General features: G+C 72.7%; 16 protein-coding genes and 1 pseudogene. 6 read left to right on the top strand and 11 right to left on the bottom strand.

Annotated features, from left to right (window positions below):
* Positions 1-52 precede the first annotated feature (52 nt).
* The 5 genes from ACIP94_RS29165 to ACIP94_RS29145 form a co-directional block, all read right to left on the bottom strand.
* Positions 53-3430: a pyruvate carboxylase gene (locus ACIP94_RS29165; protein WP_402431986.1), complete on the bottom strand. Its 3378-nt coding sequence runs from the start codon at positions 3428-3430 to the stop codon at positions 53-55.
* Between the two features lie 508 nt (positions 3431-3938).
* Positions 3939-5444 (bottom strand): glycosyltransferase 87 family protein, encoded by a 1506-nt coding sequence (locus ACIP94_RS29160; protein WP_402431983.1) that lies wholly within the window; start codon positions 5442-5444, stop codon positions 3939-3941.
* Positions 5441-6208, bottom strand: a complete 768-nt coding sequence (locus ACIP94_RS29155) for a class I SAM-dependent methyltransferase (RefSeq protein ID WP_402432212.1) — start codon at positions 6206-6208, stop codon at positions 5441-5443. The genes ACIP94_RS29160 and ACIP94_RS29155 overlap by 4 nt, the downstream gene beginning before the upstream one ends.
* Before the next feature lie 92 nt (positions 6209-6300).
* The gene (locus ACIP94_RS29150) at positions 6301-6957 is read right to left on the bottom strand and encodes a DUF2064 domain-containing protein (protein WP_402431980.1); all 657 of its coding nucleotides are present in this window, start codon (positions 6955-6957) and stop codon (positions 6301-6303) included.
* Entirely contained in the window at positions 6954-7739 is a 786-nt protein-coding gene (locus tag ACIP94_RS29145; protein ID WP_402432209.1) for a glycosyltransferase family 2 protein, read from the bottom strand. The genes ACIP94_RS29150 and ACIP94_RS29145 overlap by 4 nt, the downstream gene beginning before the upstream one ends.
* A 168-nt stretch (positions 7740-7907) precedes the next feature.
* Here ACIP94_RS29145 and ACIP94_RS29140 point away from each other — a divergent pair, with 168 nt between their 5' ends.
* Both ACIP94_RS29140 and ACIP94_RS29135 read left to right on the top strand, forming a co-directional pair.
* Entirely contained in the window at positions 7908-8642 is a 735-nt protein-coding gene (locus ACIP94_RS29140; RefSeq protein ID WP_402431977.1) for a response regulator transcription factor, read from the top strand.
* Positions 8632-9744: a sensor histidine kinase gene (locus ACIP94_RS29135; RefSeq protein WP_402431974.1), complete on the top strand. Its 1113-nt coding sequence runs from the start codon at positions 8632-8634 to the stop codon at positions 9742-9744. Before ACIP94_RS29140 ends, ACIP94_RS29135 begins: the two co-directional genes overlap by 11 nt.
* A gap of 36 nt (positions 9745-9780) precedes the next feature.
* Here the strand turns inward: ACIP94_RS29135 and ACIP94_RS29130 are convergent, their stop codons facing one another.
* From ACIP94_RS29130 to ACIP94_RS29120, 3 genes are all read right to left on the bottom strand, one after another.
* Positions 9781-10833: an NAD-dependent epimerase/dehydratase family protein gene (locus tag ACIP94_RS29130; protein ID WP_402431971.1), complete on the bottom strand. Its 1053-nt coding sequence runs from the start codon at positions 10831-10833 to the stop codon at positions 9781-9783.
* 104 nt (positions 10834-10937) lie between these two features.
* A complete protein-coding gene (locus tag ACIP94_RS29125) occupies positions 10938-11342 on the bottom strand; it encodes a hypothetical protein (RefSeq protein ID WP_402431968.1) in 405 nt (134 codons plus the stop codon).
* A complete protein-coding gene (locus ACIP94_RS29120) occupies positions 11339-12475 on the bottom strand; it encodes a molybdopterin-dependent oxidoreductase (RefSeq protein WP_402431966.1) in 1137 nt (378 codons plus the stop codon). The genes ACIP94_RS29125 and ACIP94_RS29120 overlap by 4 nt, the downstream gene beginning before the upstream one ends.
* A 277-nt stretch (positions 12476-12752) precedes the next feature.
* Here ACIP94_RS29120 and ACIP94_RS29115 point away from each other — a divergent pair, with 277 nt between their 5' ends.
* Both ACIP94_RS29115 and ACIP94_RS29110 read left to right on the top strand, forming a co-directional pair.
* Positions 12753-12989, top strand: coding sequence for a hypothetical protein (locus tag ACIP94_RS29115; protein WP_402431963.1), 237 nt, complete (start codon positions 12753-12755; stop codon positions 12987-12989).
* A gap of 93 nt (positions 12990-13082) precedes the next feature.
* Entirely contained in the window at positions 13083-13898 is an 816-nt protein-coding gene (locus ACIP94_RS29110; RefSeq protein ID WP_402431960.1) for a DUF427 domain-containing protein, read from the top strand.
* Between the two features lie 52 nt (positions 13899-13950).
* Here the strand turns inward: ACIP94_RS29110 and ACIP94_RS29105 are convergent.
* The 3 genes and pseudogenes from ACIP94_RS29105 to ACIP94_RS29095 form a co-directional block, all read right to left on the bottom strand.
* Positions 13951-14403, bottom strand: a pseudogene (locus ACIP94_RS29105) (M20/M25/M40 family metallo-hydrolase); the annotation flags it as partial.
* 55 nt (positions 14404-14458) lie between these two features.
* Positions 14459-14902: a DUF6114 domain-containing protein gene (locus ACIP94_RS29100; protein WP_402432206.1), complete on the bottom strand. Its 444-nt coding sequence runs from the start codon at positions 14900-14902 to the stop codon at positions 14459-14461.
* Positions 14903-15039: 137 nt separating this feature from the next.
* A complete protein-coding gene (locus ACIP94_RS29095; RefSeq protein ID WP_402431957.1) occupies positions 15040-15663 on the bottom strand; it encodes a DUF6230 family protein in 624 nt (207 codons plus the stop codon).
* A gap of 317 nt (positions 15664-15980) precedes the next feature.
* Here ACIP94_RS29095 and ACIP94_RS29090 point away from each other — a divergent pair, with 317 nt between their 5' ends.
* Entirely contained in the window at positions 15981-16460 is a 480-nt protein-coding gene (locus ACIP94_RS29090) for a class I SAM-dependent methyltransferase (protein ID WP_402431955.1), read from the top strand.
* 755 nt (positions 16461-17215) lie between these two features.
* Entirely contained in the window at positions 17216-21316 is a 4101-nt protein-coding gene (locus tag ACIP94_RS29085; protein WP_402431952.1) for a beta-galactosidase, read from the top strand.
* Positions 21317-21376: the final 60 nt, after the last annotated feature.

The raw sequence follows: 21376 nt of genomic DNA, 5'->3' as shown, positions 1-21376 counted from the left end.
GCCTGCGGCCCCGGTTTTCCCGCCGTGTGTCCGCCCTATGGGGAGCGCCGGACTAGGCGATGACCATCAGCAGATCGCCGCCCTCCACCTGCTGCACGGAGTCGACGGCCAGGCGGCCCACCGTGCCGGCGACGGGCGCGGTGATGGCGGCCTCCATCTTCATGGCCTCGATCGTCGCCACCGTCGCGCCCGCCTCCACCTGGGCACCCTGCTGCACGGCCAGGGTGACGACCCCGGCGAACGGCGCGGCGACATGCCGGGGGTCGGACTTGTCGGCCTTCTCGGCGGGCGGCAGGTCCGAGGCGACCGAGCGGTCACGGACCTGGACCGGCCGGAGCTGGCCGTTGAGCGTGGTCATCACCGTGCGCATGCCGCGCTCGTCCGCCTCGCCGATCGCCTCCAGGGCGATGAGCAGGCGTACGCCGGGCTCGAGGTCGACCGCGTGTTCCTCGCCCGGGCGCAGCCCGTAGAAGAAGTCCTTGCTGGGCAGGACGCCGGTGTCTCCGTAGGCGTCGCGGTGTGCCTCGAACTCCTTGGCCGGTCCGGGGAACAGCAGCCGGTTGAGGGTGGCCCTGCGGTCCTTGTCCAGGCCCTCGCGGTCCTCCCCGGTCAGTTCGGCGGTCGGCTTGGCCTCGGCCCGGCCCTTGAGGGCCTTGCCGCGGAAGGGCTCCGGCCAGCCGCCGGGCGGGTCGCCCAGCTCGCCGCGGAGGAATCCGATCACCGAGGCCGGGATGTCGTACGCGCCCGGCTCCGCGGCGAACTGCGCCGGGGTCACACCCGCGCCGACGAGGTGCAGCGCGAGGTCGCCGACCACCTTGGACGACGGAGTGACCTTCACCAGGCGGCCGAGGATGCGGTCGGCGGCCGCGTACATCGCCTCGACGTCCTCGAACCGGTCACCCAGGCCCAACTCGCGTGCTTGCACCCGCAGGTTGGAGAGCTGCCCGCCGGGGATCTCATGGTCGTAGACCCGCCCGGTCGGCGCGGCCAGACCGGCCTCGAAGGGGGCGTAGATACGGCGCACGGTCTCCCAGTACGGCTCCAGGTCGCAGGCCGCGCGCAGGCTCAGCCCGGTGGGCCGCTCGGAGTGGTCGGTGGCGGCGATGATCGCGGACAGCGACGGCTGGGAGGTGGTGCCCGCCATCGAGGCCACCGCCCCGTCCACGGCGTCCACGCCCGCGCCGATCGCGGCCAGATAGGTGGCGAGCTGCCCGCCTGCCGTGTCGTGGGTGTGCAGATGCACCGGCAGGTCGAACTCCCGGCGCAGCGCCGTCACCAGCCGTGCGGCCGCGGGCGCCCGCAACAGCCCGGCCATGTCCTTGATCGCCAGGATGTGGGCCCCGGCGTCGACGATCTCCTCGGCGAGCCGGAGGTAGTAGTCCAGGGTGTAGAGCTTCTCGGCCGGGTCGGACAGATCGGCGGTGTAGCACAGGGCGACCTCGGCGACGGCCGTGCCGGTGGCGCGTACGGCGTCGATCGCGGGCCGCATCTGGCTGACGTCGTTGAGCGCGTCGAAGATGCGGAAGACGTCGATGCCGGTGCGGGCGGCCTCGTCGACGAAGGCGTCGGTGACCTCCGTCGGGTAGGGGGTGTAGCCGACGGTGTTACGGCCGCGCAGCAGCATCTGGAGACAGATGTTGGGCACCGCCTCGCGCAGCCGGGCCAGCCGCTCCCATGGGTCCTCGGCCAGGAAGCGCAGAGCCACGTCGTAGGTGGCGCCGCCCCAGCATTCCAGGGAGAACAGCTCGGGCAGGGTGTGCGCCACCACGGGGGCGACGGCCAGCAGGTCCTTGGTGCGGACACGCGTGGCCAGCAGGGACTGGTGGGCGTCGCGGAAGGTGGTGTCGGTGACGCCGACGGCGGGCGACTCGCGCAGCGCCCGGGCGAAGCCCTCCGGGCCGAGTTCGGTCAGCCGCTGCTTCGAACCCGCCGGCGGCAGCGTGCCGGACGGGACGTGCGGCAGTTTGGTCACGGGGTCGACCAGCCGCGGGCGCGCGCCATGTGGCTTGTTGACGGTGACGTCGGCGAGATAGGTCAGCAGGCGGGTGCCGCGGTCCGCGGAATGGCGGGCGGTCAGCAGATGGGGGCGTTCCTCGATGAACGAGGTGGTGACATGGCCCTCCCGGAAGTCGGGGTCGTCCAGCACCGCCTGGAGGAACGGGATGTTGGTGGCCACGCCGCGGATGCGGAACTCGGCGACCGCACGCCGGGCTCGGCGCACCGCGGTGGCGAAGTCACGGCCCCGGCAGGTCAGCTTCACCAGCATCGAGTCGAAGTGGGCGCTGATCTCGGAGCCGACGAACGCGGTGCCGCCGTCGAGCCGGATGCCGGAGCCGCCGGGCGAGCGGTAGGCGCTGATCGTTCCCGTGTCGGGGCGGAACCCGTTGGCCGGGTTCTCACTGGTGATCCGGCACTGGAGGGCCGCGCCGCGGACATAGACCGTGTCCTGGGCCAGGCCGAGGTCGGCCAGCGACTCCCCCGAGGCGATGCGCAACTGCGCCTGGACCAGGTCGACGTCGGTGACCTCCTCGGTCACCGTGTGCTCGACCTGGATGCGCGGGTTCATCTCGATGAAGACATGCCGGCCGTCGCGGTCGACCAGGAACTCGACGGTGCCGGCGTTGCGATAGCCGATGGTGCGCGCGAAGGCGACGGCGTCGGCGCAGATACGCTCCCGCAGCGCGGGGTCGAGGCCGGGAGCGGGGGCCAGCTCGACGACCTTCTGGTGCCGGCGCTGCACGGAGCAGTCGCGCTCGTAGAGGTGGATGACATCGCCCTGGCCGTCGGCGAGGATCTGCACCTCGATATGGCGCGGCTCCACCACGGCCTTCTCCAGGAACACGGTCGCGTCCCCGAACGCGGACTCGGCCTCGCGGGACGCCGCCTCGATCGCCTCCCGGAGCCTCGCGGGCTCCGCCACCCGCCGCATGCCGCGCCCGCCACCACCGGCGACCGCCTTCACGAACAGGGGAAAACCGACCTCCTCGGCGGCCGCGAGCAGTTCGTCCACATCGGTCGAGGGACGCGAGGAGCCGAGCACCGGCACCCCGGCCGCGCGGGCGGCGGCCACGGCGCGGGCCTTGTTGCCGGTCAGCTCCAGGATCTCGGCGCTCGGGCCGATGAATGTGATCCCGGCCTCCTCACAGGCCCGGGCCAGATCCGGGTTCTCGGACAGGAACCCGTATCCGGGATACACGGCGTCCGCTCCCGCCCGGCGCGCCGCCTCCACGATCTCCTCGACCGACAGATAGGCGCGCACCGGGTGGCCCTTCCGCCCGATCTCATAGGCCTCGTCTGCCTTGAGACGGTGCAGCGAGCCGCGATCCTCGTACGGGAACACCGCCACGGTTCCGGCGCCCAGTTCATAGGCCGCGCGGAACGCGCGGACGGCGATCTCACCCCGGTTCGCCACAAGTACCTTGCGGAACATCAACGGTCCCTTCTCATGGTGCGCCGGATCAGGCGCCTGGCAAGCGTTGGCATGTCTGCACCGGCGCCGGGCCGGACCCGCGCCCGGACCACGACCGGCCGGTCCATCATCTGCCCGCCATGGACGCTCGCGTATGCATCATCGCCACCGGTGTGACGACCTCCACGCCGGCCGGGCCGCGAGCCGGGCCACGGACGGCGGACCAGGCCTCATCCTCCTCCATGCGACGCGGGGGCGGCGGTCCGTCTCGCCCATGCGACGGGGGACGGCGGTCCGTCTCGCCCATGCGACGGGGGACGGCGGTCCGTCTCCTCCATGCGACGGGGGCGGCGGTCCGTCTCCTCGGTCCGTCTCCTTCATGCTCCATGGGGCGAGGGCCGGCCGGTCCGTCTCCCCACCATGGGGCGAGGGCCGGCCGGTCCGTCTCGCGGCCGCCCCCGACGACCTGGCCCGCATCCTGCGGGCAGGGGGCTCGCTGAAGGCCGCCGCGACCACCGCGGCCTCCGGGTCATGACCGCTCCCCGGCGGCCTGTGCTCGGCCGGCGTGCCGTGGCCGGCCGCGGCCTGGCATCAGCAGCCCGCGGGCCCGGCCGGAGCGCAGACAGGCGCCGGCCGTGACGGCCACGGCGGCCATTCCATACGCCCACGCCTGGAGCGGGAAGCCGGGCAGCAGCCGGCCGGCGAGGTAGAGGACCGTGCCGGCCAGGGTGATCGTCAGCCATTCCCAGCGGCCGTCCAGGGCGACGAGGGCGATGACGAGCAGGGAGTACCAGGGGTAATCCGGCGAGAACAGCAGCAGCGCGGTTCCGGTGAGCAGCAGGGCGCCGCTCCAGGGCCGGTCCGGGTCGCCCCGGCGCCACACGTACAGGGCCACCAGCGCGAGCATCACGGCCGCCGTCACTTCGGCGGCGGCGTCCGGCAGCACCAGTCGCAGCAGCGCGAACCGGCGTACGTCCCCGGGTTCGTAGCCCTCCTCGTGGAGGTAGCCCGGCAGGTAGCCGAGGACACCCGTGCCGGATGCGGCGACGTAGGGAACGTAGGCGAGCGCGACCGCGGCGACGGCCGCCGCACCGACCCGCAGGATCCGCGCCGGTCCGCGCTGCCCGGACAGGGCCCCGGGCAGGGCCAGGACCGGCAGAAGTTTCACGGCGATCGCGGCGCCCAGCAGCGCGCCCCGGCGGGCCCCCGCGGTCGCGGTGCCGAGCGCCAGCACGGTGAACAGGACGCCGAGGGTGTCGACATGGGCGTTGTCGACCGCCTCGAAGGGCACGGCCGGGCACCAGGCCCACAACGCGGCCCGGGCGGGGGCACGTTGCCGGTCCCCCCGCCGGCGCCCCACCACGAGCAGGGCCACGGTGGTGGCGAACGCGACCGCCGCCCCGCCGACTTGGAGCGGCTTGTGACGGCTGTCCGGCGGGGAGGCGGCATGGACGGCGAGGAACCAGCCCTCGGCGACGGGTGGGTAAATGGTGGGAACGGTGGGACGGTTGATACGCACGCACAGACCGCTGCCGGTCTGATGGAGTCCCCAGCCCGCACACGCTTGCCGGGTGGGGAACAGCCAGTCGTCGCGCAGCTTGGCCAGTTCGGGTGACGCGGGCGGATGGGCGTAGGGAGAGATGCCGGCTGCCTGGACCCGGCCGTCCCAGGCATAGCGGTACATGTCGTCGCTGGTGCGGGGCGGTGCGGTGAGCGCGGCCAGTGCCACGGCGGCCGCACCGGCCAGCACCAGCCCGGTCGCGGTACGCGCCGGAACCTCGCGTACGGTCCACACCGCGGCGGCGAACAGGGTCCAGGCGATGCCGTAGCCGGTGAGCAGGCGGCCGGGGGCGCCGATGTTGTCGCTGGCGTGGACGGTGCCGGCGACGACCGCGGTGAGCGCGGCGAGGAGGACCACGGTGACGCCGACGCGGATGCGGGCCGTGCCGCGGTTCGCCGGTGCGGCGGAGCCGGAACGCGGGTGCCGCGCGAACGTGAGGGAGTCCCGCGAACGCGCGGGGGCGGTGTCGGTCATGGGTGGCCGGGCCTTCCGTCGGCCGAGGGGCGTGCGTGCGGCTGCCCCAGTTCCACGAAGGGGCGGCCGCCCGCCGTCCAGCGGCCGGTGAGGATCCAGCCCGTGGCGTCGGCGGCACGCGCCAGCGCGGTGGTGCCCAGGCGGGCCCAGGGAAAGGGGCGGCCGTGGCGGCCGTGGGCGTCCTCGACACGGACGGTGAGACGTTCGTCCACGTCCTGCGGGGCCGCCTCGGCCAGCAGCCGTCCGCCGGGACGGACCAGTTCGCGCAGCCGGGCCAGCAGGGCGGCCGGGTCGCCGCCGATGCCGACGTTGCCGTCCATCAGCAGGACGGTGCCCCAGCGGCCTTCCTTCGGCAGGCACTCGAAGACGGATCGCCGCAGGGCGCAGCCGCCGAGACTGCGCGTCCGGGAGACGGCGATCGGGCTGATGTCCACGCCCAGCGCCGGCAGACCACGGGCGGCCAGAGCGGCGACCAGGCGTCCGGGGCCGCAGCCGACATCGAGCACCGGGCCGGTGCAGCGGCGCAGCACGCTCGTGTCGGCGGCGTCGACCGCGGCGCACCAGCGCTCCACATCCAGGAGCAGCAGCTCCGGCCCGGTGCCCTCGCCCATACGGCGCAGATACAGCGGGCCGCGGCCCGCGCGCAGGGCGTGGGCGTAGGGGTCGTCCGTCCAGGGCTCGCCCGGCGCCACGGGGGCGGGCCGAGCGGTGGCGGACGCCGGTGTGCGGGGCGGGGCGGGCCGCGGAGTCAGGGGCTCGGGAATCAGGGGGCGCGGGTGCGGGTCTGCCGTGGCCGGCTCGGCCCACTCGGCGGCGGGGGACGTTCCACGCGGCGCGGCGCCGGTTGCCGTAGCGCTCACCGTGCGGCCTCCGCCAGTCGGTCCAGGGCGGTGGCGAAGCGGGAGCCGGGTGCGCAACGGGCGGCGGCCTCCGCCGCGTCGGCGGCGGTGTCGACGTCGCGCAGCACCGGCAGGTCACCCACCGACAGTCCCGCCGCCGTGAGGCGGTCTCGCTGGATCGCGCCGGTACGGTCGGTGGACATGGGCACGCTACGCACCAGTGCCCCGGCGCGGGCCGGATCGGCCAGGCCGAGCGCCCAGAACCCGCCGTCGGCGGCGGGCCCGAACCAGGCGTCGTGGCCGTCGCGGCCGACCCCGGCGAGCAGGCCGGGGGTCAACTGCGGGGTGTCCATGCCGATCAGAAGCGCGGGACCGTCGGCGCAGTGGGCGAAGGCGGCCGCGATCCGCTCGTCCAGTCCGCCCGGTGCCTGGGGTACGACGTCGAACCCCGGCGGCAGCCAGGCCCCGGGGACGCCGTCCAGGACGAGGACGCGGCGCCGGGCGGGCGTCCGCAGCACGGTGTGGAGGGTGTCGGCGAGGGCGGCCTCGGCCAGCGTGGCCGCCTCCCGCGGCGTGTAGGGCGGGGTGAGCCGGGTCTTGACCCGCCCGGGTACGGGTTCCTTGGCGATGACCAGCAGCGTGGCCGGCCCCGTGACCGTGCCCCGCGCGCTCATCGTCCGGCTCCGGTGACACCGGTGACGCCGGTGACGCCGGTGACGCCGGTGACGCTCGCGAGATCCGCGGGTCCGCCGGCGGTTCGCCTCACCGCGTCCGCGGTGGGCGGTTCGGCGAGAACGGCGCTCATGTCCCGTACCGCCTGCCAGGTGCCGCGCCAGGTGCCGGTCACCTTGGAACGGCCGGTGCGCGGGTGGTAGGGCACGTCCGTCTCCCGGACGCGCCAGCCGGCGTCGGCGGCGCGGACGACCATCTGCAAGGGGTAGCCGGAGCGCCGGTCGGTCAGATCCAGGGCGAGCAGCGCCTCGCGGCGGGCGGCACGCATCGGGCCGAGGTCGCGCAGGCGCAGTCGGGTGCGTCTGCGGATCAGCCGGGCCAGCTCCAGGTTGGCCAGCCGGGCGTGCAGCGGCCAGGCGCCGAGGGTGGTGGGCCGCCGTCGGCCGAGGACCAGGTCGGCCGACCCGGCGAGGACCGGCCCGGCGAGGGCCGGCAGCAGCGCGGGGTCCAGGGAGGCGTCGCAGTCGCAGAAGCAGACCACGTCGGCGGTGGCGGCGGCCAGTCCGGCGTGGCAGGCGGCTCCGAAGCCACGACGCGGCTCCCGGACCACATGGGCCCCGAGGGAGCGGGCCACGTCCGCCGAGCCGTCGGTCGAACCGTTGTCGACGACGATCGCACGCCATCCCGGCGGGATCCGGTCCAGCACCCAGGGCAGGGCCCCGGCCTCGTCGAGGCAGGGCAGCACGACGTCGACAGGCGGAGGCGAGGAGGGGGTTGTCTCGATCACCCCACTCACCCTACGAACGCACAACGGACAAAAGGGAATTGGCGACCTTACGGATCGCTGACGTCCGCCGGCGTGGCGGCGGGCGTCTGCCGCCGTCCTTACGGATCCCTGACATCGCCCACCGCTCCCGCCGGCCGGCCGAACGGTGGTGCGAGACTCGGTGACGTGAAACGCGTACTCGTCGTGGACGACGACCCGACCGTCTCCGAGGTCGTCGCCGGCTATCTGGACCGGGCGGGCTTCGCCGTCGAGCTGGCCGCCGACGGCCCCGCCGCCGTGGCCAGCGCCGCCGTCCGGCCACCCGACCTGGTCGTTCTGGACCTGATGCTGCCCGGCATGGACGGACTGGAGGTCTGCCGGCGCATCCGCGAGGACGGCCCCCTGCCCGTGATCATGCTGACCGCGCGCGGCGACGAGGAGGACCGCGTCCTCGGCCTCGAGGTCGGCGCGGACGACTACGTCACCAAGCCGTTCAGCCCCCGCGAGCTCGTGCTGCGCGTGGAGTCCGTGCTGCGCCGCTCCGGGACACCGGCGGCGCCCCGTCCCGAACCCGCGGCGCCCTGGCTGCGGGTCGGCCCGCTCGCCCTGGACCCCGTCGCCCGGCGCGCCACCCGCGACGGTGCGGAACTCGCCCTCACCATCCGGGAGTTCGACCTGCTGGAGTTCTTCCTGCGCCACCCGGGCCGGGCGACCACCCGCGAGGAGCTCATGCGCCGGGTGTGGGGCTGGGAGTTCGGCGATCTGTCGACCGTCACCGTGCATGTGCGGCGTCTGCGCGAGAAGATCGAGGACGACCCGGCGCACCCCCGTCTGATCAGCACCGTGTGGGGGGTCGGCTACCGCTTCGATCCTCCCGGGCCACACGGACCTGTCGAGAACGGAGCCGGCGATGGTCGCTGACGCACTGCTCATCGCCCTGTACGCGGCGATCGGCGCGGCGGCCGCCGGGCTGGGCGGCGCGGTCGCGCTGCGGCTGCTGCGACGCCGCTCGGTCGCGCTGTCGCTGGCCGTGGTCGCGGCCGTCACGGTCGCGGCGATGCTCGGGGGCACCCTGCTGGTGGCCTGGGCGATGCTTCTGTCCGACCACGACCTGTGGGTCGTGACGACCGTGTGCGCCATGGCGGCGGTCGTCTCCCTGGCGGTCGCAATCGTTCTGGGCCGCACCGTCGTCAGGGGCAGCCGTGCGCTGGCCGAGGCCACCCGAGCCCTCGGTGACGACGGGAGCTTCACCCCGCCCACCGCGGCCCCCACCGCCGAACTCGCCGAGCTGAGCCGTCAGCTCGCCGCCACGAGCGCCAAGCTCACCGCCTCCCGGGAACGGGAGCGGGCGCTTGAGGCCTCCCGCCGCGAGCTGGTCGCCTGGATCTCCCATGACCTGCGCACCCCGCTGGCCGGGCTGCGGGCGATGACCGAGGCCCTGGAGGACGGCGTGGTCGAGGACCCCGCCGTCTACCACACCCGTATCAGCGCCGAGGTCGAGCGCATGAGCGGCATGGTCAGCGATCTGTTCGAGCTCTCCCGTATCCAGGCCGGGGTCCTCGCCCTGTCGCCCACCCGGATGTCGGTCTACGACCTCGTCGGCGACGCCATCGCGGGCGCCGACGCCCTGGCCAAGGAGCACGGGGTACGGCTCGTCGGGGACGGGGTCGAGGCCGTGCCGGTCGAGGTCGACGGCCGTGAGATGTCCCGCGTCCTGGCCAATCTGCTCGTCAACGCCATCCGCCGGACCCCCGCCGACGGCACCGTGGCCGTAGGCGCCCGCCGGGAGGCCGACAGCGTCGTGCTCTCGGTCACCGACGGCTGCGGCGGCATCCCGCCGGAGGACCTGCCCCGCGTCTTCGACACCGGCTGGCGCGGCACCCACGCCCGCACCCCGCCGGCCGGGGCCGGGCTCGGGCTGGCCATCGTGCGCGGCATCGTGGAGGCCCACCGCGGCCAGGCCGCCGTATGCAACGTCCCGGGCGGCTGCCGCTTCGAGGTCCGCCTGCCGGCGGCGAGCTGAGCCTCCCGGCCGGCAGCCGGGCGCGGCAGCAAAACGTCAGGCGTCGCGCAGCCGTGCCCCCGCGAACTCCGCCATCCCCTCGGCGAAGGCGACCCGCGGCTTCCAGCCCATCTCCTCGCGGAGCCGGTCTGAGGAGGCGGTGATGTGGCGGACGTCGCCGAGCCGGTACTCCCCCGTGACGACCGGCGTGGGACCGCCGTACGCCCCGGCGAGGACGGCCGCCATCTCCCCCACCGTGTGGGGCTCACCGCTGCCCACGTTGTACGCCCGCAGGGTCCCCTCCGGCAGCTCGTCCACCGCGTCCAGCGCCGCGAGGTTGGCGGAGGCGACATCCCGTACGTGCACGAAGTCCCGCCGCTGGCCGCCGTCCTCGAAGACGCGCGGGGCCTCGCCGCGTTCCAGCGCGGAACGGAAGAGCGAGGCGACGCCCGCGTAGGGAGTGTCGCGCGGCATTCCGGGCCCGTACACATTGTGGTAGCGGAGCACCGCCACCCGCCCGCCCGTGGCCCGCGCCCACGCGGCGGCGAGATGCTCCTGGGCGAGCTTGGTGGTGGCGTACACATTCCGCGGGTCGGCGGGCGCCTCCTCGTCCACCAGGCCGGAGGCGAGCGGTTCACCGCAGCGCGGGCAGGGCGGTTCGAAACGTCCCGAGTCCAGGTCCGCCACCCGGCGCGGGCCCGGCCGGACGACGCCGTGGGCCGGGCATGTGTAGCGTCCCTCGCCGTACACCACCATGGAGCCGGCCAGTCCCAGTCGCCGCACCCCGGCCGCCGCCATGCCGGCGAGGAGCACCGCGGTGCCCAGGTCGTTGCAGCTCACATAGTCGGGCGCGTCGGCGAAGTCCTTGCCCAGGCCGACCATGGCGGCCTGATGGCACACGGCGTCCACTCCGCGCAGGGCGTCGGCCACGGCCGCCGCGTCCCGGACGTCCGCGTGCCGCCATTCGGCCCCCGGGGGCAGGGACGGCGCGGTGCGGTGGGCGGCGGGCAGCACGGCGTCGAGGACGCGCACCGTGTGCCCGGCGCTCATAAGGGACTGGACGATGTGCGAGCCGATGAAGCCCGCGCCTCCGGTGACCAGGATCAGCATGCCATCGACCCTACGGCCGCAGACCCGGCGGCGGGCCGCTCGACGCAGGGACGTCAGGGGTTCGTAAGCCCCGGCCCCGATCACAGCCCTCACGACGGACTTCATCAAGAGGGCGGCCGCCGCCGGCCGCGGACGAGCCCGCGAGCGGCCGTCAGCAGCGCCGTCACCGTCGCCACGGCCGCGAGTGCGAGCAGCCAGTTGCGCGGGTAATCCAGCGGCAGCACCGAGGAGTTGGCGGTGGCCCCGGGACGCAGCAGCACCGGCAGCGCCACCGCCGTCAACGCGCCCGCGGCCATCAGCGCCCCGCGCACCGGCCCCCGCCGGCCGCCGCGCACCACCAGCAGCCCGACGAGCAACACCAGTGGGGCGATCACCGCGTCATGGAGCAGCAGGGCTCCGGCGAGCCAGACCAGCACGCCTGTCACGTCGCCCGTGTCCGACAGCAGGAACACGCCGGTACCCATGAACACCGCACCGGCCAGGCCCGTCAGAAACCGGATCACCTTCATGACAGCACCTCCAGCCGGCCGACCCACTTGGTCTGCAGGACACCGGGCCGGTCCGGGGCGATGACGCGGGCCGGGTAGCCGTGGTCGGGGGCGAGTTCCCGCCCGTTCAGGCGCAGCGCGAGCAGGGTCAGCGGGTCGCGGGCGTACTCGTGGCCCATCTCCGACACCCGGTATCCACCCCTGGGTTGCAGCGACACCACCCGCACCCGCGCGTGCGGCGGGGCGCCGGCCCGGTCGAGCAGATCCCTGATCCGCACGCCCGTCCAGTGGGCCGACTTGCTCCAGCCCTCGACGCAGGCGATCGGCAGCTCCACCTCGTACTGCGGCATGGCCCGCAGCTCGTCCAGCGTGAGGACGAAGGGGCGCGGGCCGGTCACGACCAGCCGGTAGTGCTCGGCGGGGATCCGGCCGACTCCGGCCGCGGCGGCGGTGCGGTTGACCGGCAGGCCCTGCGGGCCGTGGTCCGGATGGCGCGGCGCGAGCAGGTCCAGGTCCTTCAGCGGGGTGAGGGACTGGCCGACCGTGGTCAGCGTGACCGCTCCGACCGCCGCGCCCACGCCGGCGAGCAACGAGCGTCGGTCAATGGCGTCCCGCTCGGGCAGGGTGAGCGTCCCGGGTGACCGCCGGGTCCAATGGGCCCGGATCTCCGGGGACTTGACCGCCAGATGCAGCACCAGCGCCCCGGTCGTCAGCCAGGCCATCGCGTAGTGCACCGGTACGAACGAGAACGGCCAGGGATACCACTGCACCGTGTTCAGCAGCCCGGTGACCACCTCGAACACGGCCGCCGCGACCAGCACGCCCACCGACAGCCGCTCCAGCGCATGGCGCACCGACCGCACGGGCGGCCATGCGAACAGGCGCGGATACACCGTCCACAGTTTGGCGAGCAGCAGCGGAATCGCGGCGATGCCCGAGGCGACATGAAGTCCCTGGGTGAGCCGGTAGCCCCACGCCGGGCGGCTCGGCAGGTCGTCGGCCGCCCAGGACGGCGGATGCTGCAGGACATGGCTGACCAGGCCGGTGACGAAGCACACCACGAACGCCAGACCAAGCCACCGCCCGATCACGGTCGCCGTGCGGGCGTCGTGCAGCCTGCCCCTGAACACGGGGGGAGAGAAGCGCAGTTCCATGCCTTCATCCCACCCGCCGCGAGGCCGCTTCGGAATGTCCGGACCCCTTACGGAACTGGGACATCCGAGCGAGGCCATCCCACGCCCGTGTCCCCGCCGGACCGGCCGGGCGCCGAGCGGGGCGAAGCCGCCCGGCTCCGACGCCGTCGGCCGCCTGGAGCGGTCTCCTCCCGGGTGGTGTGGCGGTGCGTTCGCGCGACGTCCGCAGCAGCCCGGGGAACCCCTGCACCCGCGAGGTGAGCGTCGTGTCCGCCTGGGTCAGCGCGTGGATGCCGCGATGCGGCCGCGGTCGGGCCGGGTCACGGTGGGTCGTGCCGGGGACACCGGTCGGGGCAAGGCGCGAGACCAGGGACACTCCACTGCCCGCGCCGACGAGGGCCTGGGCGAGCGACGTCGTAGTGTCACCGGCTGGTCCACCGGGAGCGCGCTGGTGAGCGGGCCGGCGGAGCACCGGGGGCTCGGGGTGGCCACCGGCGTCCTGCCGGTGCTGGGCGTGGCGGCGGCGGGCGCCTGACGCGGCCGGCGCCAGGTTGCCCCGGTACCCGGCGGGTCTCGTGGAGCTGGGCCGCGACCAGGACGAGGATGAGAGGAGGAAGGAGACCCGATCATGAACCGGCTCGGCACCGAGAAGTCCGTGCGCACCACCCCCGAAGGCCTGCTCTGGGAGTCCAGCGAGCGCTGGGTACGCGGCCGCAAGGCCTACGTCACGGTCGTGGACAGCCGCCACCCCGTCCTCGTATGGGAGCCGGGCGTGCCCGTGCCGTTGTACGCCTTCCCGCGCGAGGAGGTCCGCTTCGACCTGCTCCGCCCCGCGAAGAACCCGCCCACCGGCGCCCACACCGGATCGACGCTCTTCTACGACCTCGAGGTCGCCGGCGAGCTGCTGGAGAACGCGGCCTGGACGTTCCCCGCCGACGACCTCGCCGGGCACATCGCCTTCGAGTGGTTGCAGCGGACCGGCACGGGCCTCGACCACTGGTACGAGGAGGAAGAGGAGATCTTCGTCCACCCTCGCGACCCGCACAAACGCGTCGACGCCATCCCGAGCAGCCGGCACGTCCGGGTCGAGATCGACGGCACGCTCGTCGCCGACACCCGGCGCCCGGTCCTCCTCTTCGAGACCGGCCTGCCCACCCGCTACTACCTCCCCCGCGAGGATGTCCGCCTCGACCTGTTCGACCCCGGCGACCACCGCACCGGCTGCCCCTACAAGGGCACCGCCGAGTACTGGTCCTGGCGCGGTGAGGCGGACCTCCCGCCCGATATCGTCTGGAGCTACCCCGATCCGCTGCCCGCCGCGGCCGCCATCAAGGGGCTGCTCGCCTTCTACAACGAGGCGGTCGACCTCACCGTGGACGGCGAACGCCTCGAGCGCCCGGTCACCCACTTCATCAAGCCGCTGTCCCCGCGCCCGGCGCGCTGACGGCCGCGTGGCGTCCGCTCACCTGTGTGCGGTCTGCCGCCTCCTGGGCGCGCTACCTGGTGCCGACGCCGCGCGGCACCGCCAGGACGAGGGTGCGGGCCACGGCAGCGATCTCCGGGACGGATATCCGCTCCCGGGGGCCGTGGGCCGGCCGCACATGGCCGGGCCCGAACTGGAGCGTGGGGACGCCCGCCGCCGCGTACAGCCGGAGGTCGCTTCCGTACGGCGTCCCGCGCTCACGTGGGCGCGACCCGCCGACCGCGTCGCCGTGGGCGTCCCGCACCAGATCCGCGAGCGGGTGTCCGGCCGGCAGGCGGCCGCTCGCGAACCGGCCGCCGGGCCAGCTGACCCGTGCGGGGTGGTCGCGCAGCCAGGGGTCGTCGGCGCATGCCTCGGCCACACAGGTCTCGAAGTCGGCCACTGCCTCGGCCGGATCCTCGCCGAGCCGTACTCCGAGTCTGCCCTCGGCAACGAGGCTGTCCGGCACGCTGCTTGCCCGGGCGCCTGTCGTGGCAGCACAACTGATGAGCCCGGATGCTACGTTCACGCTCCGTACGTCTTCAATCGCCTGTACCCGTCCCGACCGCACCGGCTCCCTGGGCCGTGTCCGCGCCGCTCGCGCGGAACGCCGAGGCGTTCTCCGGGCACAGTGCCTCGGGGGGAATCCAGGCGCAGGCCAGGGAGCCGCCGATCAGGCCGCAGAGCAGGCCGATGAACAGGCCCCCGAAGTTCGCGAGGGGGAACGAGACGAGGGAGAGCAGCAGGGTGGCGACCCCCGCGAACACGCGCGCGTGCTGCTGGAACCACAGGGAGACGCCCAGGACCACGAGCAGAACCCCGATGATCAGGGAGGCCGCCCCGGACGTGGTCGACAGGGCCAGTGCGACGCCCTGAAGATTGAGGTGCGTGTAGGGGAAGTACATGATGGGCAGCCCCGCGCAAAGGGTGAACGTCCCTGCCCAGAAGGGCCGTTCACCTCGCCATTCGCCGAATCGGCGCCACATCGCGGCAGCGGTCGCGCAACGCGACGGACGGTGGTGGAAGGGATCCAGGAACACGTCTCTCCCTGTGGTGAGGGCTCACGGGGACATACGGGGAGGGGGCGCCAGGCGCGTACGCCGACCGCGGACGGGAGCGGGCATCAGAAGCAGCGGTGACTCCCTTGCTCGATCCGCAGATCGAGGCCGGGGATGTTCAACGTGACGGCTGAGGCCGCGACCGAGGTCACCCTTACGTTGGTCAGGAGGACCGAGTCCGCTTGCTGGGCGAAGACATCGGGGTCGAAGAACCGCGAGTTCCTGTCTCCGGGATTGATCGGCCCCTTCCGGATGGCACCCGCCGCCACACCGATGTCGATGTCGTGGGTATCCCCCTGATCGGCTGTCACGGAGATCGCGTCGATGAACAGGTTCGCCGCCTCCACGCGCCGTTGTCGTGCGCTGGTGAGCAGCAGCGTGTAGGGACCGAGCCCTGGAACCGGCAGCTCCACGGACTGGCACAGCCCGGTGATGTCCGCATGGTTGAACCCCAGGACCACCACCGGGACCAGCGTGCCCTTCCGGGTCACGTCGACCATGGGGTAGATGCTCACGCCACGGCCGCGCAGCGTGTCGGCGGAGAGCTGGAACCTCTGGCCGGAGATGAAGAACGACGCGGCCAGCGCTCCCTGTGCCATGCCGATGCCGAGGGCCGCGGCGGCGGCGACGGCCGGGAGAAGGACGGCGGCGAAGCGTTTCCAGCACGTTCTGCTGGAGTGGTGCAGCATGGCGCCTCCTCCGTCGCGCGGGCGGCCCCACCCGTGCCGGACCGGGGCAGGCGAAGTGCTGGTGGCTGCTGTCGGAGTCTAGACTTCCGCGCCCGAGGGCCGACGACACATCACGGCGGCCGGTCGGGTGATATGCCTGCCGAAGGCACTGCCCGCTGCCCCGGGAAGGCACCACCTGCTGCCCGCCGAAGGCACCGCCGGCGTGCCCCCCGGCGGTCAGGCAGGATGCGCAGGCTCCGATTCCGCACCCCCGGAGGCGGCGAGCCCGTCAGCGGGGTGAAGCCGGCTCCAGAACTCTTCAGGCACCCACTGACGTCATGTCACCGCGCCGCCGGAACTGCGCCGTCGACCTCTCTCCGGCTGCCATCGCCTGGGCCGAGGAGCGCGCCCGTGCGGTGGGGGCCGGCATCCGGTTCCACCGCGGCGACGCCTTCGACCTCACCACGGACGGTCTCGGCGGACCGTATGCCCTGATCTACGATTCCGGCTGCTTCCACCATCTGCCGCCGCACCGCCGCATCAGCTATCTCGCCCTCCTCGAGCGCGCCCTGGCTCCCGGCGGCCATTTCGCCCTCACCTGCTTCGCGTCCGGGCGGATGGGCTCCGAACTCCCGGACGCGGCTCTCTACCGCCAGGCCCGCCTTCACGGCGGCCTCGCCTACAGTCCCGGGTCCCTGCGCTGGATCTTCTCCGACCTGACCGAAGTCGAACTGCGCCGCATGCACGACGAACCACCCGAGTCCCCGCACTTCGGGGAGCCCTTCCTCTGGACGGCCCTGTTCCGCTGCGCCGCCTAGGAGTCGTCACGGGCGGGGCACCCTCGGCGTTTCGGCCACCGCCGTTCCAAGCCCGGCCCGTGCGCGGCAAGGGTCGGTGCACCCCACATGCTCCGGCGCACGCTCGATCCCGGGGTCCCACGCCCGCCTGAGACACATGTGTCCGGAATCCGAGCCTGGTCGTTGAGCCTCACAAGCCGGCGGCGCGACCGTCAGGGGGGACACGTCGACCTCAGCCGGCACCCAACAACAACCGACTCCTGACACCGAAGACGCCGGCACGCCGGACGACGCGATCAGCACACAGGACGAGGAGTTCCCGTACCGCGACGCACCGCGGCGCCGGGCCGGTGCGCAGATGACGACCGGCACGACGGCACGGCGGCTGCCCGCACTGGTTCTCCATTTCCTGTGGGAACTTCAGCAACGCACCGGCGGAGAGGCGGGCAGGCACGCTTCCGCCTGACCGCTTGCGAAGGGCCGGAATGACGACCGTCACTGCCACCGCCGACCACTGGGCCCACGGACACCGGGCGCCCGCGTGCCGAGGGCGCCCGCGCCCGGCACGAGCGCGCCGTCGCCCACTACAGCGGCCAGCCGGGCCTTGATGCCCCGCCCCATTGTGCCGTGCCTCGCACCCCCCTACTGTTCGACTTTGCCTGAGTTTGTTTGATGCTGATTGCTCAGTCCGTATGGAGGCCGCAGTGCAGAGTGATCGGATCGGTTCAGAGGCTGCGAGACCCGGCCGCCGTCGGTTGTGGAGGGCGGTCCTCGCAATGGCCGCGACCATCGCCCTGTCCACGGGCATGACCGCGCCCGCCACGGCGGGAGAAGCCGGTCGGCAGGCGCCCGCCGCCGCGCCCGCGACCAGCCCGGGGGCGCACACGGTGAGCCTCGACGGCTACTCCTTCCTCGTCGACGGCAAGCGCACCTACCTGTGGTCCGGCGAGTTCCACTACTTCCGGCTCCCGAGTCCGGACCTGTGGCGCGACATCTTCCAGAAGATGAAGGCCGCCGGCTTCAACGCCACCTCGCTGTACTTCGACTGGGGATACCACTCGCCGAAGCCCGGGGTGTACGACTTCAGCGGGGTGCGTGACGTCGACAGGCTGCTCGACATGGCCCAGGAGACCGGGCTCTACGTGATCGCGCGCCCGGCGCCGTACATCAACGCGGAGGTCGACAGCGGCGGCCTGCCCGGCTGGATGACCACCAAGGCCGGGCACAACCGCAGTGACGACCCGCAGTTCCTGAAGTACGCGGACGAGTGGCTGACCCGGATCGACCGGATCATCGCCCGCCACCAACTGACCAACGGCACCGGGTCGGTCATCGCCTACCAGGTCGAGAACGAGTACTACAACGGCTCGGCCGCAGGCCGCTCCTACATGCAGCACCTGGAGGACAAGGCCCGCGCCGACGGCATCACGGTACCTCTGACCGGCAACAACAACGGGACCTTCAACTCCGGTACGGGCGCCCTGGACGTCGACGGCCCGGACTCCTACCCGCAGGGCTTCAACTGCTCCAGCCCCTCGAAGTGGAACGGCGTCCCCGACATCGGCTACGACCATCCCGCCGGCAGGCCGCTGTACTCGCCCGAGTTCCAGGGCGGCGCCTTCGACCCCTGGGGCGGGCCCGGCTACGACAAGTGCGCCCAGCTGATCAACGATCAGTTCGCCAACGTGTTCTACAAGCAGAACATAGCCGTCGGCGCGACCGCGCAGAGCTTCTACATGACCTACGGCGGCACCAACTGGGGCTGGCTGGGCATGCCGGAGAACTACACGTCCTACGACTACGGCGCCGCCATCCGTGAGAACCGCCGGCTGGACCCGAAGTACTACGAGGACAAGCTGATCGGGTACTTCACGCAGTCGGTCGCCCCGCTGACGAAGACCGAAGCGATCAAGGTCGCGCCGCCGGACGACCCGGCGGTCGTCGACACCGCCCGGATGAATCCCGACAGCAAGACGCAGTTCCACGTCCTGCGGCACGGGAACTCCACGTCCACCGCGGTCGACAAGACCCATGTCTCGCTGGACTTCAACGCCCAGCCGTCCGCGGACACCAGCTACACCTGGGACGACACCGACTCCGCGCTGCAGTACACCGGCTCGTGGTCGCACGTGGCCGACCAGAGCTACACCGGCGGCGACTACAAGCACACCGAGTCGTTCTCCAACAAGGCCGGTGACTCGGTCACCGTCCCCTTCGACGGCACCGCGGTCCGCTGGATCGGGTCGAAGACCGACAACCACGGCTACGCCGACGTCTACCTCGACGGCACCAAGGTGGCGACGGTCGACGACTCCGGCGGCGAGAACCAGGCGGTGGTCTTCCAGAAGACCGGCCTGACGACCGGGGCGCACACCCTGAGGATCGTCGTCGACGGGAACCACGGCTCGGGGTCGTCGGACAACTACGTGTCCATCGACGCCATCGACGTGCCGACGGCCGCCACCGCGACGCCGACCTACCCGGTCGTGCCGCAGCAGCCGGGCACCGCGATCACACTCGACGGGCGCGACTCGCACGTGATCGTGGCGAACTACCGGCTCGGGGACGCGCGGCTGCAGTACTCGACGTCGGAGATCATGACCCACGCGACCATCGGCAACCGGGACGTCGCCCTGCTCTACGGCAACTCCGGGAGCGACGGCGAGACCGTGCTGCGCTACTCCTCCAAGCCCACCGTGACCGCCGCCGGCGGCGCGGTCACGACCACCTGGGACGCGGCCACCGGCGACCTGCGACTGAACTACACGCACAAGGGCCTGATCCGCATCAGCATCAGCGGCGACGGAAGACGCCCGCTGCTGCTGCTCATCGGCGACAAGGCCACAGCGGAGACCTTCTGGCGTCAGGACACGGCGACCGGTCCGGTGCTCGTGCGCGGCACCCACCTGCTGCGGACGGCGACCAGCCTCAACGGCGGCCACACCCTCGCACTCACCGGCGACAACGCCGATGACAAGAACATCGAGGTGTTCACCTCTGCCGACCAGGTCACCTGGAACGGCAACGCGCTGGAGACCGGGGCCACCGACACAGCAAGCCTCACCGGGGAGATCCCGGTCGCGGCCCCGATCCGTCTGCCGGCGCTGACGAACTGGAAGCGGGCCGAGGAATCCCCCGAAGCGGCCCCGGGTTTCGACGACTCCAGCTGGCAGGTGGCCGACAAGACGACCACCAACAGCGTCTCCGGCGTCAACTCGCTTCCGGTGCTCTACGCGGACGACTACGGGTTCCACACCGGCAACACCTGGTACCGCGGCCGCTTCCGCGCCACCGGCAAGGAGACGGGCATCCACCTGGTCTCGGACTCGGGCGGCAAGGCGCAGGCGTTCTCCGCCTGGCTCAACGGCACCTTCCTGGGCAGCTCCACCGCAGGCAGCGCCGACTTCACCTTCCCGGCCGGGTCGGTGAAGTCGAAGGGTGACAACGTCATCTCCGTGCTCACCGTGAACATGGGGCACGAGGAGGACTACGACGCGACGAACGGCAACAAGGCCGCGCGCGGCCTGACCGGCGCCTCCCTCGTCGGGGCGCCGCTGACTTCCGTCACCTGGCGGCTGCAGGGCGTACGGGGTGGCGAGGAGCCGCGGGACACGGTGCGCGGCCCGCTCTCGACGGGTGGCCTGTACGGCGAGCGGGCCGGCTGGTCCCTGCCGGGCTACCCGGACGGCAACTGGACACCGGTGTCCCTGCCGACGACCGACACCCGTCCCGGGGTCTCGTGGTACCGCAGCGACGTCAACCTGGACCTGCCGCACGGCCAGGACACCTCGCTCGGACTGACGTTCACCGACGATCCGTCACGCAAGTACCGTGCCACGATCTTCGTGAACGGCTGGCAGGTCGGCAACTACGTCAACTACCTGGGCCCGCAGAGCACCTTCCCGGTGCCCAACGGGATCCTGAATCCGAACGGCCGTAACAGCATCGCCCTCGCTGTCTGGAACCTGGACGGCAGCACCGGCGGGCTCGGCAAGGTCTCGCTCACCAACTACGGCAGCTATGCCTCGTCCCTGAGCGTCGCCCAGAACGACAGCCCCCGCTACAACCGCCGGGCGTACGCGATGCCGAAGCATCCGGGAGCGGATGTCACGTTGGACGTGCCGGACACCGCTCGGTCAGGGCAGGCCTTCACGGCCGAGGCGACGGTGCGGTTGCCGAAGGACGGACCGTCCGCCTCCCGGCTGACGGCCTCGCTCTCCGCGCCCGAAGGCTGGAGCGTGAGTGCCACGAGCCCCATGTCCGTCAAGCGCCTGCACCCGGGCGGATCCGCCGTCTACACCTGGAGGGTGCGGCCGCCGACCGGAGACCTTCCCTCCTTCTCGGCCCTCACCGCCACGGTGCACTACCGGCAGGACGGACGGCAGGCCGCCGGCGATGACGAACGCATCGTCGGCGGGATCCCGCCCGCTCCGCCGGCCGGGAAGGACGCCGTGAGCGACCTGCCGTTCCTGTCGTCCACCAACGGGTGGGGCCCGGTGGAGCGTGACAGCAGCGTGGGCGAGCAGGCGGCCGGGGACGGCCGCCCGATCACTGTCGCCGGTGTCGGCTACCCGAAGGGTCTGGGCACCAACTCGGTCAGCGACGTCGAGCTCCATCTTGCCGGAAAGTGCTCGCGGATGACGGCGGACGTCGGTGTCGACGACGAGACAGGTGGCGCGGGAACGGTGACGTTCTCCGTGATCGCCGACGGCAAGGCCTTGGTCACCACGCCGACGATCCGGGGCAGACAGGCCGCGGTGCCGATCGACGTCGACGTCAGCGGCGCGCAGGTGGTCGACCTCAAGGTCGGTGACGCCGGCGACGGCAACGGAAGCGACCACGGCGACTGGGCCATGCCGACGCTGACGTGCGGCTAGGGCACGCCCCTTTGACGGGATGGCCAGTCGATCGGATCCATCCGTCCGGTTGGTGATCAC

The sequence above is a fragment of the Streptomyces sp. NPDC093261 genome (assembly GCF_044753645.1).
Classification (GTDB): Bacteria; Actinomycetota; Actinomycetes; order Streptomycetales; family Streptomycetaceae; genus Streptomyces.
The sequence above is the reverse complement of the archived record's forward strand: the minus strand, read 5'-3'. Positions and strand labels throughout refer to the sequence as shown.

Coding starts and splice junctions, on each gene's coding strand:
- ACIP94_RS29165 (WP_402431986.1), bottom strand. CDS start 3,430: ATGTTCCGCAAGGTACTTGTGGCGAACCGGGGTGAGATCGCCGTCCGC.
- ACIP94_RS29160 (WP_402431983.1), bottom strand. CDS start 5,444: ATGACCGACACCGCCCCCGCGCGTTCGCGGGACTCCCTCACGTTCGCG.
- ACIP94_RS29150 (WP_402431980.1), bottom strand. CDS start 6,957: ATGAGCGCGCGGGGCACGGTCACGGGGCCGGCCACGCTGCTGGTCATC.
- ACIP94_RS29135 (WP_402431974.1), top strand. CDS start 8,632: ATGGTCGCTGACGCACTGCTCATCGCCCTGTACGCGGCGATCGGCGCG.
- ACIP94_RS29130 (WP_402431971.1), bottom strand. CDS start 10,833: ATGCTGATCCTGGTCACCGGAGGCGCGGGCTTCATCGGCTCGCACATC.
- ACIP94_RS29125 (WP_402431968.1), bottom strand. CDS start 11,342: ATGAAGGTGATCCGGTTTCTGACGGGCCTGGCCGGTGCGGTGTTCATG.
- ACIP94_RS29120 (WP_402431966.1), bottom strand. CDS start 12,475: ATGGAACTGCGCTTCTCTCCCCCCGTGTTCAGGGGCAGGCTGCACGAC.
- ACIP94_RS29115 (WP_402431963.1), top strand. CDS start 12,753: ATGCGGCCGCGGTCGGGCCGGGTCACGGTGGGTCGTGCCGGGGACACC.
- ACIP94_RS29110 (WP_402431960.1), top strand. CDS start 13,083: ATGAACCGGCTCGGCACCGAGAAGTCCGTGCGCACCACCCCCGAAGGC.
- ACIP94_RS29100 (WP_402432206.1), bottom strand. CDS start 14,902: ATGTGGCGCCGATTCGGCGAATGGCGAGGTGAACGGCCCTTCTGGGCA.
- ACIP94_RS29095 (WP_402431957.1), bottom strand. CDS start 15,663: ATGCTGCACCACTCCAGCAGAACGTGCTGGAAACGCTTCGCCGCCGTC.
- ACIP94_RS29090 (WP_402431955.1), top strand. CDS start 15,981: ATGTCACCGCGCCGCCGGAACTGCGCCGTCGACCTCTCTCCGGCTGCC.
- ACIP94_RS29085 (WP_402431952.1), top strand. CDS start 17,216: ATGGCCGCGACCATCGCCCTGTCCACGGGCATGACCGCGCCCGCCACG.